Source organism: Streptomyces sp. NPDC046203, from assembly GCF_040646255.1.
In the GTDB taxonomy this organism is placed as follows: Bacteria; Actinomycetota; Actinomycetes; order Streptomycetales; family Streptomycetaceae; genus Streptomyces.
The window spans coordinates 1-17,954 of the sequence record NZ_JBEYZX010000080.1; the positions used below are offsets into that span (position 1 = coordinate 1).

Below are 17,954 nucleotides of genomic sequence, written 5' to 3' on the forward strand. Positions count from 1 at the left end.
CCTCGCCGACGACCTCGCCCGCCACGACCATGGCCAGCACCATCAGGGCGACCCGGCCGTCGTACTAGGGGTGACTGGGGTGAGCTAAGGGTTGGATCCCCTAGGGGGCCTCAGTAGCGTTCCAGTTGTTTCAAGACCCCGCTCGAAGGGGCGCCGGGGCGCAGTGAAGTCCCGTTCGACGAACAGTTCAACGGGCATCGATCGGCACCGAGAAATCTAAGCGGAATGCCCGGTGCCCCCCTGATCCCGGCTGCTGCCAGAGTTTCTCGACTGTTAGGAGTGGGCCCCGGTGAGCAACGAGCAGAGGCTTCTGGAATACCTCAAAAGAGCCACTGCCGACCTGCGTGACGCGCGTAAGCGACTCGCCGAGGCCGAGCGGCAGAACCAGGACGAGCCGATCGCGATCGTCGGAATGGCCTGCCGCTATCCCGGCGATGTGGCTTCCCCCGAGGACCTGTGGCGGCTGGTCGACGCCGGAGTCGACGCCGTCTCGCAGTTCCCGGCCGACCGCGGCTGGGACGAAGGCGTCTACGACCCGGAGCCCGGCAAGCCCGGCAAGACGTATTCCCGCGAGGGCGGCTTCCTGCACGACGCGGCGCGGTTCGACCCGGACTTCTTCGGGATCAGCCCCAACGAGGCGCTGGCCATGGACCCCCAGGAGCGGCTGCTGCTGGAGACGTCCTGGGAAGCGCTGGAGCGTGCCGGGATCGACCCGGTGTCCTTGAAGGGCAGCTCGACCGGCGTCTTCGCGGGGGTCATGTACCACGACTACGCGCTGGGCAACGAGGCGGGCAGCACCACGGCCGGCAGCGTGGTGTCCGGCCGGGTCGCGTACACGCTCGGCCTTGAGGGCCCTGCCGTCAGCGTCGACACGGCCTGCTCGTCGTCCTTGGTGGCCTTGCACTGGGCGGCCCACTCCCTGCGACGCGGGGACTGCGACCTTGCCCTGGCGGGCGGTGTGACCGTGATGTCGACGCCGGACATGTTCGTGTACTTCAGCAACCAGCGCGGACTGGCCTCTGACGGCCGGTCGAAGTCGTTCGCCGCCGCGGCCGACGGAGTCGCCTGCTCCGAAGGCGTCGGCATGCTGCTGCTGGAGCGGTTGTCCGACGCCCGGCGCAACGGCCACCAGGTGCTGGCGGTGGTGCGCGGTTCGGCGGTGAACCAGGACGGTGCGTCCAACGGCCTGACGGCGCCGAACGGCCCCGCCCAGCAGCGAGTGATCCGGCAGGCACTGGCGGACGCCCAGCTGTCCACCGCGGATGTCGACGTGGTCGAGGCACATGGCACGGGAACCCGCCTGGGTGACCCGATCGAGGCGCAGGCGTTGTTGGCGACTTACGGTCAGGATCGTCCCGCCGACCGGCCGTTGTGGCTGGGTTCGATCAAGTCGAACATGGGCCACGCCCAGGCCGCGGCGGGTGTCGCCGGTGTCATCAAGATGGTGGAGGCCATGCGGCATGGTGTGCTGCCGCGGACTTTGCATGTGGATGCGCCGTCGCCGCAGGTGGACTGGAGCGAGGGCAGTGTCGAGCTGCTGACGGAGAACCGGCAGTGGCCGGAGTCGGGGCGGCCGCGTCGGGCGGGTGTGTCTTCGTTTGGTCTGAGTGGGACGAATGCGCATGTGATCGTCGAGGAGGTGCCGGCGGAGGTGCCGGCTGAGGTACCGGCTGAGGTGCCGGTGCCGGTGGTGCCGTGGGTGGTGTCGGGTAAGACGCCGGCCGCGTTGGCGGCACAGGCACGGCGGCTGCTGTCGTTCGTTGAGGCCGGCGCCGGGCTGGACCCGCGGGATGTGGCGTTCTCCCTCCTCACCACTCGATCGGCCCTGAACCACCGTGCGGCGGTGGTGGGCGGTGACCGGGGGGAGTTGTTGCGGGGCCTGTCCGCTCTGGCGGCGGGGGAGCCGGGGGCTGGTGTGGTGTCGGGTCATGCCCGGCGTGCTGGCCGGTCGGCGTTCCTGTTCACCGGACAGGGTGCGCAGCGCATCGGTATGGGGCGTGAGTTGCATGCCGTGTTCCCGGTGTTCGCGGAGGCGTTCGACGCTGTGGTGGCGGAGTTGGATCCGCATCTGGACCGTTCGCTGCGTGAGGTGGTGTGGGGTGAGGATCAGGAGCTGCTGAACCGGACCGGCTATGCCCAGCCGGCGTTGTTCGCGGTCGAGGTGGCGCTCTTCCGTCTGGTGGAGTCGTGGGGTGTGCGCCCCGACTTTGTGGCCGGGCATTCGATCGGTGAACTGGCCGCCGCGCATGTCGCGGGTGTGCTGTCCCTCGCGGACGCGGCGAAGTTGGTCGCTGCTCGTGGCCGGCTGATGCAGGCCCTGCCGGCGGGTGGGGCGATGGTGGCGGTGCAGGCATCGGAGGACGAGGTTGTTCCGTTGGTCGCCGGCGAGGTGAGCATCGCTGCCGTCAACGGCCCCTCATCGGTGGTGCTCTCGGGCGCCGAGGAGGCCGTGCTGGCCATCGAGGAGAAGCTGCGGGCACAGGGGCGTAAGACCAGCAGACTGGCGGTGTCGCACGCCTTCCACTCGCCGTTGATGGCACCGATGTTGGACGAGTTCCGCCGCGTCGCCGAGAGCTTGACCTTTGGCACGGCGCGGTTCCCGGTGGTCTCGACCCTCACGGGGGAGCTGGCGGCCTCCAATGAGCTGGGCTCGCCGGAGTACTGGGTTCGCCACGTGCGTGAGGCGGTGCGTTTCGCGGACGCGGTGCGTCAGTTGGAGGACCGGGGTGTGTCGGTCTTCCTGGAGCTGGGCCCGGATGGTGTGTTGACCGGGATGGCGCAGGCGAGTGTGGCGTCCGAGGACGCGGTGTTGGTGGCGTCGGTGCGCCGGGGCCGGCCGGAGCCCGCCTCGGTGGTGGCCGCGCTGGCGCGGTTGCACGTGACCGGAGTGCCGGTGGACTGGAAGGCGTTCTTCGCCGGGACCGGCGCCCGCCGCGTCGACCTGCCCACGTACGCCTTCCAACACGAGCGCTACTGGATGAACGCGGTCGCCGTCGGCGGCGACCCGTCCGGCATCGGCGTGGACGCGGTGGAACACCCGATCCTCGGTGGCTTCGTGACGGTTCCCGGCACCGAGGACATCCTGCTGACCGGCAGGCTCTCCCGCGACCGGCAGCCCTGGCTGGAGGACCACGACGTGCTCGGCACCGTGGTGTTCCCCGGTGCCGGACTGGTCGAACTCTCGATGCTGGCGGGCGACCGGGCCGGCTGCCCGGTGCTGCGCGAACTGACCGCCGACGAGCCGCTGGTGCTGCCCGAGCGCGGCGGGGTCGCGCTCCGCGTCGTCCTGGGCGCGCCGGACGGGGACGGCGCCCGGACACTGACCATCCACTCGCGCGGCGACGACCCGGAGCTGCCGTGGACCCGGCATGCGACCGGCGTACTCGTCCCCGACGCGACCGAGCCGCCCGCCGGCCTCACCCAGTGGCCGCCGCCCGGTGCGGAAGAGCTTGACGTTGCCGACGGGCACAACTTCCTGTTCGCCCGCGGCCATGGCTACGGTCCGGTGTTCCAGGGCCTGAACGCGGCCTGGCGGCGCGGCGAGGAGCTGTTCGCCGAGGTCACGCTGCCCGAGCACGCCCAAGCCGACGCCGAGCGGTTCGGCATCCACCCCGCGCTGCTCGACGCGGCTGTCCAACTGGACCTGATCAACCGGTCCGGCGACGCCCCGATGCTGCCGGCGACCTGGACGGGCGTCCGGGTGTACGCGGCGGGCGCCTCGACCGTGCGGGTGCGGGTCGCGCCCGCCACCGACGGCGGATCCACCCTGATCCTGGCCGACCCCGCGGGCCGGCCGGTGCTCTCCGTGGACTCCGTCGTCTCCCGGGCCGTCCCCACCGACAAGCTCACGACGACCGGCCGGCCCGACACGCTCTTCCGGCTGGACTGGGTCCCGGCGCCCCTCCCGGTGCCAGGTCCGTCCACCGGCACCGGTCTCGCGGTGCTCGGCGCGGACGGGCTCGGCCTCGGCGACGAGGTGCCCGCCTACGACGATCCCGCCGGGCTCGCGGCCGCGGTCGTCGCCGGGCTCGAGGCCCCGAAGTACGCCCTGTACTGCGGCCCTGAACTCGCGGGACACGAGCCCGCCGACGTCCGTTCGGTCCTGGAGACGGTGCTGGACACGATCCGCGCATGGCTGGCCGAAGACGATGCGCTGTCCGCCGCCGGAACCAAGCTGGTCGTCGTCACTCGTGGTGCTGTCGTCCCCAAGCTGACCCAGGCTCCGGTGTGGGGCCTGGTACGTGCCGCGCAGGCCGAGCACCCGGACCGGCTGGTGCTGCTCGACGTCGATCACGCGGCGGAGTCCCGCCACGCGCTGCCGGCCGCGCTCGCCACCGGAGAGGCGGAGCTGGCCGTACGAACCGGCACGGTGCTGCTGCCCCGGCTGGTGAAGACGACCGTGTCCGGCCCCCGGCCCGACCTGGCCGAGGGGACCGTACTGGTCATCGGTGGCACCAGCGGCGTGGGGACGCTGATCGCCCGCCATCTGGTCGCCGCATACGGGGTCCGGCGGTTGGTGCTGACCGGCGAACCCGGTACGGAAATCGCCACCGACCTGACCGCGCTCGGTCCCGACGTCACCCTCGCCGCCGTCGATCCCGCCGACCGTGAGGCGCTCGCCGCTCTGATCGACGGTCTGCCGGACGAGTACCCGCTGACCGCCGTGGTGCATGCCGACGGAGCCATGGACAACGCGCTCCTCGACGCGCTGACCTCGGAGAAGCTCACCGAGGTGCTGCGGACCAAGGTCGACGCGGCGTGGCACCTGCACGAGCTCACCCGCGACCGGGACCTGGCCGCGTTCGTCCTGCTCTCCTCCTCCGCCGCACTCATGCACAACACGGGACAGGCCGGATTCGCGGCGGCCAACGCCTTCCTCGACGCTCTGGCCGCCCACCGCACGGCGCTGGGACTGCCCGGCCTGTCGATCGCGTTCGGCCCCTGGGAGGAAGCGACCGAGGCGGCGCGGCGCGACCTGCTTGCCCGTGTCGGCCTGCCCGCCCTGGGCACGCACGACGCCCTGGCACTGTTCGACGACGCTCTGCGCGCCGACGCGCCGGCGGTCGCGCCGATCCGGCTGGATCACACCGTATTGCGGGCCGGATCTCAGGAGCTCCCACCGGTCCTGCGCGCACTGGTGCGGGTTCCCGCCGGGCAGCTCGCCCGCCAGGAGAGCGGCGCGGACCTGCGCAAGAGGCTCGGACAGCTCACCGCCGACGAGCGTGTCCGCGCGCTGCTGGAAGAGGTGCGCAGGAATGTGGCGGCGGTGCTCGGACACGCGTCGTCCGAGTCCATCGAACCGGACCGGGCCTTCCAGGAACTGGGCTTCGACTCCCTCGCAGCCGTCGAACTGCGCAGGCGACTGAGCGCGGCCACAGGACTGAACCTGCCGGCCACGCTGATCTTCGACTATCCGACCGCCCGCATCGTGACCGAGTACCTGAACGAGGAGATCGAGCCGTCGGACGGGGATCCGGCCCGGCCCGTACTCGCCGAACTGGAGCGGCTGGAGGCCGCACTCACGGCGCTCCCGCCCACCGAGGAATCACACCGCACCACGATCACCGCACGGTTGGAGGCACTGCTGCGCAAGTGGCATGACGCGCACGGCGGTCCGGTGCCCGACCGGACCACCGACGACTACGACGCGGTGACCGATGACGAGCTGTTCGAGGTGCTCGACAGCGAACTCGGACTTTCGTAGCCGAGACCCTCCCACTCGAACAGTTCTGAGATTGGTTCAGGTTCCATGAGCAGCAACGAAGACAAACTCAGGGATTACCTCAAGCGCGCCACCACCGACCTCCAGCAGACCAAGAGGCGGTTGCGTGAGGTCGAGTCCCGCCAGCACGAACCGGTCGCCATCGTCTCGATGAGCTGCCGCTTCCCCGGCGGGATCACCTCCCCGGAGGGGCTGTGGGACTTCGTGGCCTCGGGAACCGACGGGATTTCGTACTTCCCGGACAACCGAGGCTGGGACCTCGACGGGCTCTACGATCCCGAACCGTCGACCCCCGGCAAGACCTACTGTCGCGAAGGCGGCTTCCTGCACGACGCGGGTGACTTCGACGCCGACTTCTTCAAGATCAGTCCGCGTGAGGCGCGCGACACCGACCCGCAGCAGCGGCTCCTCCTGGAGACGTCCTGGGAGGCACTCGAGCAGGCCGGGATCGACCCGACCTCGCTCAAGGGAAGCCGCACGGGAGTGTTCGCCGGGGTCGTGTACCACGACTACGCGGTGGGCGGCGGCACCAGCGGGATGGCCAGCGTCGCGTCCGGCCGGGTGGCCTATGTGCTGGGCCTCGAAGGGCCCGCCATCACGGTGGACACGGCCTGTTCCTCGTCACTCGTGGCCCTGCACTGGGCGATCAGGTCCGTACGGGCGGGCGAGTGCTCGATGGCCCTGGCCGGCGGCGTCACCGTGATGGCACACCCCTCCTCGTTCGTCGGCTTCAGCCAGGACCGCGGCCTCGCTCCGGACGGCCGGTGCAAGTCCTTCGCCGCGGCCGCCGACGGCACCACGTGGGCGGAGGGCGTGGGAATGCTGCTGGTCGAGCGGCTCTCCGACGCCCGGCGCAACGGACACCCGGTGCTGGCCGTGGTGCGCGGCTCCGCGGTGAACTCCGACGGAGCGTCCAACGGCCTGACGGCGCCGAACGGCCCCGCCCAGCAGCGAGTGATCCGCCAGGCACTGGCGGACGCCCAGCTGTCCACCGCGGATGTCGACGCGGTCGAGGCACACGGCACGGGAACCCGCCTGGGCGACCCGATCGAGGCGCAGGCGCTGCTGGCGACGTACGGTCAGGATCGTCCCGCCGACCAGCCGATGTGGCTGGGCTCCTTCAAGTCGAACATCGGACACGCGCAGGCGGCGGCCGGCGTGGGCGGCGTCATCAAGATGGTGCAGGCCATGCGGCACGGTGTGCTGCCGAAGACCCTGCACGTGGACGAGCCGACACCGGCGGTGGACTGGACCGCGGGCAACGTCAAGCTGCTCACCGAGCAGATCGCCTGGCCGGACACCGGACGGCCACGCCGGGCGGGTGTCTCGTCCTTCGGCATGAGCGGCACCAACGCGCACGTGATCATCGAGGCAGCCCCGGCGGAGCCGGCCCCCGAGGACGGCGGCACGGAGACCCCCGTCACCCAGGCGGGAGCCACCCAGGCGGGCGCCACCGTGGTGCCGTTGCAGGTCTCCGCCCGGAAGCCGGAAGCGGTCGCCGACCAGGCCGCCGCGCTCGCGGCCCACGTCGCCGCCCATCCCGAGACGAGCATGCTCGACCTCGGCTTCTCACTGGCGACCACCCGCGCCGCGCTCGAACACCGCGCGGTGGTGGTGGCGGCCGACCGTGACGAGTTCACCCGCGCCCTGAACGCCCTGGCCGAGGGCCGTCCGGCCGGTGGAATCGTCAGCGGGGTCGCTCAGCGCGATGGGCTCACCGCGTTCTTGTTCACGGGGCAGGGTGCGCAGCGCATCGGTATGGGGCGTGAGTTGCATGCCGTGTTCCCGGTGTTCGCGGAGGCGTTCGACGCTGTGGTGGCGGAGCTGGATCTGCATCTGGACCGTTCGCTGCGTGAGGTGGTGTGGGGTGAGGATCAGGAGCTGCTGAACCGGACCGGCTATGCCCAGCCGGCGTTGTTCGCCGTCGAGGTGGCGTTGTTCCGTCTGGTCGAGTCGTGGGGTGTGCGCCCGGACTTCCTGGCGGGGCATTCGATCGGTGAGCTGGCTGCCGCGCATGTCGCCGACGTGCTGTCGCTCGTGGACGCCGCGAAGCTGGTCGCTGCCCGTGGCCGGTTGATGCAGGCGTTGCCGGCTGGTGGGGCGATGGTGGCGGTGCAGGCTTCCGAGGACGAGGTGCTGCCGCTGCTGACCGGCCAGGTGAGCATCGCCGCGGTGAACGGCCCCTCATCGGTGGTGCTCTCGGGCGCCGAGGAGGCTGTGCTGGCCATCGAGGAGAAGCTGCGGGCGCAGGGGCGTAAGACGAGTCGACTGCAGGTCTCGCACGCGTTCCATTCGCCGTTGATGGAGCCGATGCTCGACGAGTTCCGCCGCGTCGCGGAGAGCTTGACCTTTGGCACGGCGCGGTTCCCGGTGGTCTCGACCCTGACCGGGGAGCTGGCGGGTACCAACGAGTTGGGCTCGCCGGAGTACTGGGTCCGCCACGTACGTGAGGCGGTGCGCTTCGCGGACGCGGTCCGGCAGTTGGAGGACCGGGGTGTGACGGTCTTCCTGGAGCTGGGCCCGGACGGAGTGCTCAGCGGGATGGGAACCGACTGCCTCACCGACGCCGACGACCGCGCGGTCTTCGCACCGGTGCTGCGTCGTGGCCACGAAGAGGAACGCGAACTCGTCACTGCGGTGACACTGGCCCATACCCGCGGTGTCTTCGTGGACTGGCCCGCGTTCTTCGCCGGTCGCGGAGCCCGGCGAGTGGAGCTGCCGACCTACACCTTCCAGCACCGGTACTACTGGACCGACGACACCGCTCCCACCGGCGACCGGACGACCACGGCCGCCGACTCGTTCGACACCGCCTTCTGGGACGCCGTGGAACGAGAGGACGCCTCGGCACTGGCCCAGCGGCTCGGCATCGACGAGGACGCGCTCGCGCCCGTCCTCCCCGCCATCACGGCGTGGCGCCACCGCCGCCGCGAGGAGTCCGCGGTGGACGCGTTGCGGTACGGCGTCGGCTGGGCGCGCGTCACCGAGCCGACCGCGCCCCCGCTGACCGGAACCTGGCTTGTCGTCCAGCCCGCGGACGGACGGACGGAGGCCCTGCCGGCCGCCGTCACCGACGCTCTCAAGGGCCGGGGCGCGCAGGTGATCGCCGTCGAGGCGAGCGACGCCGACCGTGCCGGACTGGCCGGCCTGCTCGCCGAGCGCGCGGGCGGACAGACCCTCGCCGGGGTGCTGTCCCTGCTGGCACTGGACGAGCGTCCGCACCCGCGGCACAGCGCGCTGTCCCAGGGATGCGCCGACACCGTGGCACTGGTACAGGCCCTGGGCGACCTCGGCTGGAACGCGCCCCTGTGGTGCGTCACCACCGGCGCGGTCGCCGTCGACGGCCCCGGTGACCTCACCAGCCCCCCGCAGACCTCGATATGGGGCCTGGCCGCCGGGCTTGCCCTCGAAGCCCCCGAGACCTGGGGCGGCATCGTCGACCTGCCCCGCGACGCCGGGGACGAGCGGGCCGTACAGCGACTGTGCGACGCGCTCTCCGGCGCCGTCGAAGAGGACCAGCTGGCCATCCGGCGGAGCGGCGTCTTCGGCCGCCGCATGGTGCGCGCGGTCGACCCGGAGACCGCCGCCGACGCCTGGCGCCCCCGCGGAACCGTGCTGATCACCGGCGGCACCGGCGGGCTCGGCGCCCACGTCGCCCGCATGCTGGCCGCCGAAGGCGCGGAGCACCTGGTGCTCACCAGCCGTCGTGGCCCGGCCGCCGAAGGGGCCGCCGAACTCGCCGGGGAACTGCGCGGGCTGGGGGCCGAGGTCACCATCGAGGCATGCGACATCGCCGACCGCGAGTCGGTGCGCGCGCTGCTCACCACCCTCAAGGCGGACGCGAAGCGGCCGCTCACCGCCGTGGTGCACGCAGCCGGAGTGGCGCAGCGGGTGGCACCGATCGGGGAACTCTCCCTGGCCGAATTCGCCGAGGTCGGCGCAGCCAAGACCGGCGGTGCGCGGCACCTGGACGAGCTGCTCGGGGACACCGGACTCGACGCGTTCGTGCTCTTCTCCTCCGGCGCGGCACTGTGGGGCAGCGCCGGCCAGACCGCCTACGGCAGCGCCAATGCCTTCCTGGACGGCCTGGCCCACCAGCGCAGGGCCCGCGGTCTCGTCGCGACGTCGATCGCCTGGGGCTCATGGGACAGCGGCATGGTCGACGCCGAACTCGGCGCGATGATGCGGCGCATCGGCGCCCCCGCCATGGCTCCCGCCCTGGCGATCGGAGCGCTGCGCCGGTTGCTCGGCCTCTCGGAGCCGTACGCCGTCGTGGCCGAGTTCGACTGGGCGCGCTTCGCGCCCACCTACACGCTCGCCCGCCCGCGCCCGCTGATCGACGCGCTCCCCGAGGTCCGCGCCGCCCTCGACGACGGCGACGAGACCGCCTCCCCCGGTGGGGCGGCGCTCGTGGACCAGCTCGCCGGCATGTCGGAAGTCGAGCAGCGCAAGACGCTGCTGGACCTGGTGCGCACCCACGCGGGCGCCCTGCTCGGCTACGACGATCCCTCGGACGTCGAACCGGGACGTGCCTTCGAGGACCTCGGCTTCGACTCCGTGACAGCGGTCAACCTGCGGACCCAGCTCAACGCCGCGACCGGCCGCAAGCTGCCGACCAGCATGGTGTTCGACCACCCCAGCCCTGCCGCGCTCGCCGACTACCTGCGTGCGGAGCTCTGCCAGGGCGGCGACAGCGGCGCGCTGCCGGTGCTCGCCCAGCTGGACCGCCTGGAGGCGGCGGCGGCGGCACTGTCCGCCGAGGAGATCGAGCACACCCAGATCACCGCCCGTCTGCAAGCCCTGGTGGGTCGGCTGACCGAGACCATCAGCGGGTCCGGCGGCGGTGATGTCGGCGACCGGCTCGAGGCCGCGTCCGCCGACGACCTCTTCGACTTCATCGACAAGGAACTCGGCCTCGCCTGATCGAGTGCACGAACAGCTTTCCGATCAAAAGAACTCGGTGGGAACTCAAGATGGCGAACGACGACAAGCTCCTCGACTACCTCAAGCGCGTCACCGCTGACCTGCACCAGACCAAGCGGCGGTTGCAGGAGGTCGAGAGCCAGGACCAGGAACCGATCGCCATCGTGGCGATGAGCTGCCGCTACCCCGGCGGGGTCGGCTCGCCCGAGGATCTGTGGCAGTTGGTCGCCGACGGCCGGGACGCGGTCTCCCAGTTCCCCACCGACCGTGGCTGGAATCTCGACCAGTTGCGCGGCGAGGAGCCGACGCGGACCGGAACGAGCTACGTGCACGAAGGCGGCTTCGTCCATGACGCGGGCGACTTCGACGCGGGGTTCTTCGGCATCAGCCCCAAGGAAGCCCTGGGGATGGACCCCCAGCAGCGACTGATTCTCGAGGCGTCCTGGGAGGCGCTCGAGCGGGCCGGTATCGACCCGGAGTCGGCGCGCGGCACGCAGGTGGGCGTGTTCGCCGGCTCGGGCATCCAGGACTACGAGTACCTGCTGGGCGCCGTGCCGGAGATCGCCGAGGCGTACATGACCACCGGCAACGCCGCCGCGGTCATCGCCGGGCGGGTGTCGTACGCGCTGGGCCTGGAGGGCCCGGCGCTCACCGTGGACACCGCCTGTTCGTCGTCGCTCGTCGCACTGCACCTGGCCGTGCAGGCCCTGCGGCAGAAGGAATGCACACTGGCGCTGGTCGGCGGCGTCATGGTCATGTCTACGCCGTCCCCCTTCATCGCCTTCAGCAAGCAGCGCGGACTCGCCCCCGACGGCCGGTGCAAGTCGTTCGCCGACGCCGCCGACGGCACCGGCTGGGCCGAGGGCGTGGGCGTGCTGCTGGTGGAGCGGTTGTCCGACGCCCGGCGCAACGGGCATCCGGTGCTGGCGGTGGTGCGCGGTTCGGCGGTGAACCAGGACGGCGCGTCCAACGGCCTGACCGCGCCCAGCGGTCGTGCACAGCAGAAGGTGATCCGGCAGGCACTGGCCAACGCCCGGGTTCCGGCCTCCCAGATCGACGTCGTCGAGGGACACGGCACCGGCACCACGCTGGGCGACCCGATCGAAGCCCAGGCGTTGCTGGCGACCTACGGCCAGGACCGTCCCGAGGGCCGGCCGCTGTGGCTGGGCTCCATCAAGTCGAACATGGGCCACGCCCAGGCCGCCGCCGGCGTCGGCTCGGTCATCAAGATGGTCAAGGCCATACAGCACGGTGTGCTGCCCAAGACGCTGCACGTGGACGAGCCGTCCACACACCTCGACTGGGCGGCGGGCGACGTACGGCTGCTGACCGAGGCCCGGGAGTGGCCGGAGAACGCGCACCCCCGCCGTGCGGGCATCTCCTCGTTCGGCGTGAGCGGAACCAACGCGCACATCATCATCGAGCAGGCACCGGAAGCCGAGGAGGAAGCCCCGGCACAGGACCCGGGCCCGGCAGGAAAGCCGGTCGGCTTCCCGCTGCCCTGGCTCGTGTCGGGACGTGGCGCCAACGCGCTGCGCGCGCAGGCCGAGCGCATTCACGACCACCTTGCCGCCGGTGCCGAGACATCGCTCGACACCGCCTACTCTCTGGCGACTTCCCGCGCGGCACTGGAACACCGCGCCGTGGTGCTCGCGGACGACCGCGACGGTGGCCTGAGCGGTCTTGCCGCACTCGCCGCCGACGACATCCGTGCCGGCGTCGTCCGAGGGGTGGCCACCACGGGTTCCACCGCGTTCTTGTTCACGGGGCAGGGTGCGCAGCGCATCGGCATGGGGCGTGAGCTGCATGCCGTGTTCCCGGTGTTCGCCGAGGCGTTCGATGCGGCCCTCGCTGCCCTGGATCCGCATCTGGACCGTCCGCTGCGTGAGGTGGTGTGGGGTGAGGACCAGGAGCTGCTGAACCGGACGGGATATGCCCAGCCGGCGTTGTTCGCGGTTGAGGTGGCGTTGTTCCGGCTGGTGGAGTCGTGGGGTGTGCGCCCCGACTTTGTGGCCGGGCATTCGATTGGTGAGCTGGCTGCCGCGCATGTCGCCGACGTGCTGTCCCTCGCGGATGCCGCGAAGCTGGTCGCCGCACGTGGCCGGTTGATGCAGGCCCTGCCCGCCGGCGGGGCGATGGTGGCGCTGGAGGCGGCGGAGGACGAGGTTGTTCCGCTGCTGACCGGTGAGGTGAGCATCGCCGCGGTGAACGGCCCCTCATCGGTGGTGGTCTCTGGTGCGGAGGCGGCGGTGCTGGAGGTTGCCGCGCACTTCGCGGGGCTGGAGCGTAAGACGAGTCGACTGCAGGTCTCGCATGCCTTCCACTCGCCGTTGATGGAGCCGATGCTGGAGGAGTTCCGCGCGGTCGCGGAGAGCCTGGTCTATGGGGCGGCGCGGTTCCCGGTGGTCTCGACCCTGACCGGGGAGCTGGCGGGTACCAATGAGCTGGGTTCGCCGGAGTACTGGGTCCGCCACGTGCGTGAGGCGGTGCGTTTCGCCGATGCGGTCCGGCAGTTGGAGGACCGGGGTGTGTCGGTCTTCCTGGAGCTGGGCCCGGACGGTGTGCTGACCGGGATGGCCCAGTCGAGTGTGGCGTCCGAGGACGCGGTGCTGGTGGCGTCGGTACGCCGGGGCCGGCCGGAACCTGCCTCGGTGGTGGCGGCGTTGGCGCGGCTGCACGTGGTCGGGGTGTCGGTGGATTGGCGGGCGTTCTTCGCCGGGACCGGTGCCCGCCGCGTCGACCTGCCGACGTACGCCTTCCAGCACGAGCGCTACTGGGTCGACACCCAGGAGTACACCGGCGGCGAGCTGCGCGACATCGCGGCCGCGGGACTCGCGGCGGCCGGGCACCCCCTGCTCGGTGCTGCGGTGATGCTGGCCGATTCGGACGGTGCCGTGCTCACGGGTCGGCTCTCCCCGGCCGCCCAGCCCTGGCTCGCCGACCACATGGTCGGCGACTCGATCCTGTTCCCCGGCACGGGCTTCGTCGAGCTGGCGATCCGGGCGGGCGACCAGGTCGGCTGCGGGGCGCTGGAGGAGCTGACCCTCGAGGCGCCGCTGGTGCTCCCGGCGCGTGGTGGTGTGCAGGTCCAGGTCGTGGTCGGGTCCCCGGACGCGGCCGGACGGCGTACGGTGACCCTCCACTCCCGCCCCGAGGACCAGCCGGATCTGCCGTGGACCAAGCACGCCGACGGTCTGCTGACCTCGGCCGCCGCTGTCGCTCCCGCCGATCTGGCCCAGTGGCCGCCGGCCGGCGCGGAGCCCGTGGATGTCGACGGCCTCTACGACGAGCTTGCCGGGGCAGGCCTTGCCTACGGGCCGGTGTTCCGCGGTCTGACCGCGGCGTGGAAGTCCGGCGCCGAGGTGTTCGCCGAGGTGTCCCTGCCGCAGCAGGCCGCGCGCGGAGCCGACGGCTTCGGCCTGCACCCGGCACTGCTCGACGCGTCGCTGCACGCGGCGATGTTCACCGGCATGTTCGACGAAGCCGACGGACCGGTCCTGCCTTTCGCCTGGTCCGGTGTGCGGCTGCACGCCGCGGGCGCCGCGAGCGTGCGGGTGCGACTCGCTCCCGCGGGCGCGGCCGGCATCACCCTCACCGTCGCCGACGGGACCGGACGGCCGGTGCTCTCGGTGGAATCGCTGGTGCTGCGTGCGGTCTCGGCGCAGCAGCTCGCCGCCGCCCGTACCGCCTTCCACGACTCGCTGTTCGGTCTTGAGTGGACGCCCGTGCCGACCGCCCCGGTCATGGCGTCGGTGACCGAATGGGACACCCTCCCCGCCGAAGGCGCCGTCCCCGACGTCGTGGTGCTGACCTGCGAACCGGGCATGGCCGCCGACGCGGTGCACGCGACCGCCAACCGGGTGCTCGGCGCGCTGCAGTCCTGGCTTGCCGGCGACCGCTTCGCCACCTCGACCCTGGTGATCGCGACCCACGGCGCCGTGGCGCTGCCCGGCGAGGACGTGACCGACCTGGCCGGCGCGGCGGTGTGGGGCCTGGTGCGCGCTGCCCAGCTGGAGAATCCCGGCCGCTTCGTACTCGCGGACATGGACGATCCGGCGGCGATCACGCGGATCGTCGCGAGCGGCGAACCGCAGGCGGTGCTGCGCGGCGGCGTTGTGCACGGGGCGCGACTCACCCGCGTGGCAGCGACCCCCGACACCGGCCAGGGATCCGAGCGGCCCACGTTCGGCGACGGCACGGTGCTGGTGTCCGGGGCGACCGGCGCGCTGGGGCGTCTGGTCTCCCGCCACCTGGTCGCCGAGCACGGCGTGCGCAGTCTCCTGCTCACCAGCAGGCGTGGCCCGGACGCGCCGGGTGCTGCCGAACTCCAGGACGAGCTGCGCGAACTGGGCGCGGACGTCACCATCGCGGCGTGCGACGCCGCCGACCGTGACGCGCTGGCCGTCCTGCTGGACGGGGCGGCGCTCACCGGCGTGGTGCACCTGGCCGGCGTACTGGACGACGGCCTGGTCACCGCTCTCACCCCCGCGCGGATGGACGCCGTGCTGCGTCCCAAGGTGGACGCCGCGCTGAACCTGCACGAGCTGACCCGCGGCATGGACCTCGCGGCCTTCGTGCTGTTCTCCTCCGCGACCGGTGTGCTCGGCGTGGCGGGGCAGGGCAACTACGCGGCGGCGAACGCGTTCCTCGACGCGCTGGCGACGCACCGGCGGGCCACGGGCCTGCCCGCGCAGTCCCTGGCCTGGGGTCTGTGGGCGAGCGGTATGTCCGGTGGGCTGACAGAAGCCGATCTGCAGCGCATGAGCCGTACAGGCATCGGAGCGCTCACCGAGGAGCAGGGCATCGCTCTGTTCGACACCGCGACGACAGTCGACGCGGCCACCGTGCTGCCCATCCGCCTGGACCTCAAGACGCTGGGACAGGCGGGTGACGACCTGCCGCCGCTCTTCCGGGGACTGGTCCGGGTGCGCGCGCGCCGCGGAGTGGTCACGGCCCCCGCGGCCTCGGCCGGTGCCCTGGAGCGTCGACTGGCCGGACTCGACGCGGAGGAACGTGAGGCCGCGCTGCTGGAACTCGTGCGCACCCATGTCGCGATGACCCTGGGATACGCCGGGCCGGACGCCGTGGACGCGGACCGGGCCTTCAGCGAGCTGGGCTTCGATTCGCTGAGCGCCGTGGAGTTCCGCAACGCGCTGAGCGAGGCGGCCGGTGTCCGGCTGCCCGCCACCCTGGCGTTCGACTACCCGACGCCGGTGGTACTGGCGCGCCACCTGCTCGACGAGCTGTCCGGCGTCGGCGAGCAGGTGACGCCGGTGGCGTCGACGGTGTCGACGGCCCCGAACGCGGACGACCCGATCGCGATCGTGGCGATGAGCTGCCGCTTCCCCGGCGGGGTCGGCTCGCCCGAGGACCTGTGGCGTCTCGTGGCCGACGGTGTCGACGCCGTCTCGGAGTTCCCGGTCAACCGAGGCTGGGACATCGAGCGCGTGTACGACCCCTCATCCGAGAGGCCGAGCACGACGTACACCCGTGAGGGCGGCTTCCTGCACGAGGCAGGCGAGTTCGACCCGGCCTTCTTCGGAATCAGCCCCAACGAGGCCGCGATCATGGACCCGCAGCAGTACCTGCTGCTGGAGTCCGCCTGGGAGGCATTCGAGCGTGCCGGGATCGACCCGGCGTCGCTGAAGGGCAGTGCGACCGGCCTCTTCGCCGGGATGATGTACCACGACTACGCGGCCAACAGCAGCACCGGCGCGATCGCGTCCGGCCGGGTGTCCTATGTCTTCGGTCTGGAAGGCCCTTCGGTCACCATCGACACGGCCTGCTCGTCGTCGCTCGTCGCCCTGCACCTGGCGGCGCAGTCGCTGCGGTCCGGTGAGTGCTCGCTGGCGCTGGCCGGCGGTGTCGCGGTCATGGCCACCCCTGAAGTGTTCGTCGAGTTCAGCCGTCAGCGCGGGCTGGCCTCCGACGGCCGGTGCCGGTCCTTCGCGGCCTCGGCCGATGGCACGGGCTGGGGTGAGGGCGTCGGCATGCTGCTGCTGGAGCGGCTCTCCGATGCGCGGCGTAATGGGCATCCGGTGCTGGCGGTGGTGCGTGGGTCGGCGGTGAACCAGGACGGTGCGTCCAACGGTCTGACGGCGCCGAACGGTCCGTCGCAGCGCCGGGTGATTCGGCAGGCGTTGGCGAACGCTGGTCTGTCGACGGCGGATGTGGACGCCGTGGAGGCGCACGGTACCGGAACGGTGCTGGGTGACCCGATCGAGGCGCAGGCGTTGCTGGCGACTTACGGTCAGGACCGTCCCGAGGGCCGGCCGTTGTGGCTGGGTTCGATCAAGTCGAACATGGGGCACACGCAGGCGGCTGCGGGTGTGGCGGGCATCATCAAGATGGTGGAGGCGATGCGGCATGGTGTGCTGCCGCGGACTCTGCATGTGGATGCGCCGTCGTCGCAGGTGGACTGGAGTGAGGGCAGTGTCGAGCTGCTGACGGAAGCGCGTGACTGGGTGCCGAACGGCGAGCTTCGTCGGGCGGGTGTGTCTTCGTTTGGTCTGAGTGGGACGAATGCGCATGTGATCGTCGAAGAGGTGCCGGCGGAGGCGCCGGCTGAGGTACCGGCTGAGGCGGGGTCGGGGGCTGGTCCGGTGCCGGTGGTGCCGGTGGTGCCGTGGGTGGTGTCGGGTAAGACGCCGGCCGCGCTGGCGGCGCAGGCGCGGCGGCTGCTTGCTGTGGCCGGTGATGGTGGCGAGTGGGATGTGGCGTTCTCGCTGGCGACGACGCGGGCTGTTTTTGAGCACCGCGCGGCGGTGGTGGGCGGTGACCGGGAGGAGTTGTTCCGGGGGCTGGCCGCTTTGGCGGCGGGGGAGCCGGGTGCTGGTGTGGTGTCGGGTCATGCCCGGCGTGCTGGCCGGTCGGCCTTCCTGTTCACGGGGCAGGGTGCGCAGCGCATCGGCATGGGGCGTGAGCTGCACGAGGCGTTCCCCGTCTTCGCCGACGCCTTCGACGCTGTGGTGGCGGAGCTGGATCCGCATCTGGACCGTCCGCTGCGCGAGGTGATGTGGGGCGAGGACCAGGAACTGCTGAACCGGACCGAATACGCCCAGCCGGCGCTGTTCGCCGTCGAGGTGGCGCTCTTCCGTCTGGTCGAGTCGTGGGGTGTGCGCCCCGACTTTGTGGCCGGGCACTCGATCGGTGAACTGGCCGCCGCGCATGTCGCGGGCGTGCTGTCCCTGGAAGACGCCGCCGCACTGGTCGCGGCGCGCGGCCGGCTGATGCAGGCGCTGCCCGCCGGTGGGGCGATGGTGGCGGTGCAGGCTTCCGAGGACGAGGTTGTTCCGTTGCTCACCGGTGA

Annotated in this window: 3 protein-coding genes; all 3 read left to right on the forward strand. The window is 71.7% G+C overall.

All coding sequences use genetic code 11. The annotated features are described in order from the left end of the window. Positions 1-289: 289 nt before the first annotated feature. The gene (locus tag ABZ990_RS30395) at positions 290-5,704 is read left to right on the forward strand and encodes a type I polyketide synthase (protein WP_361238573.1); all 5,415 of its coding nucleotides are present in this window, start codon (positions 290-292) and stop codon (positions 5,702-5,704) included. 45 nt (positions 5,705-5,749) lie between these two features. Further along, positions 5,750-10,645, forward strand: coding sequence for a type I polyketide synthase (locus ABZ990_RS30400; protein WP_361238576.1), 4,896 nt, complete (start codon positions 5,750-5,752; stop codon positions 10,643-10,645). Positions 10,646-10,695: 50 nt separating this feature from the next. After that, a partial coding sequence (locus ABZ990_RS30405) for a type I polyketide synthase (RefSeq protein ID WP_361238579.1) occupies positions 10,696-17,954 on the forward strand: 7,259 nt, incomplete at its 3' end.

Coding starts and splice junctions, on each gene's coding strand:
- ABZ990_RS30400 (WP_361238576.1), top strand. CDS start 5,750: ATGAGCAGCAACGAAGACAAACTCAGGGATTACCTCAAGCGCGCCACC.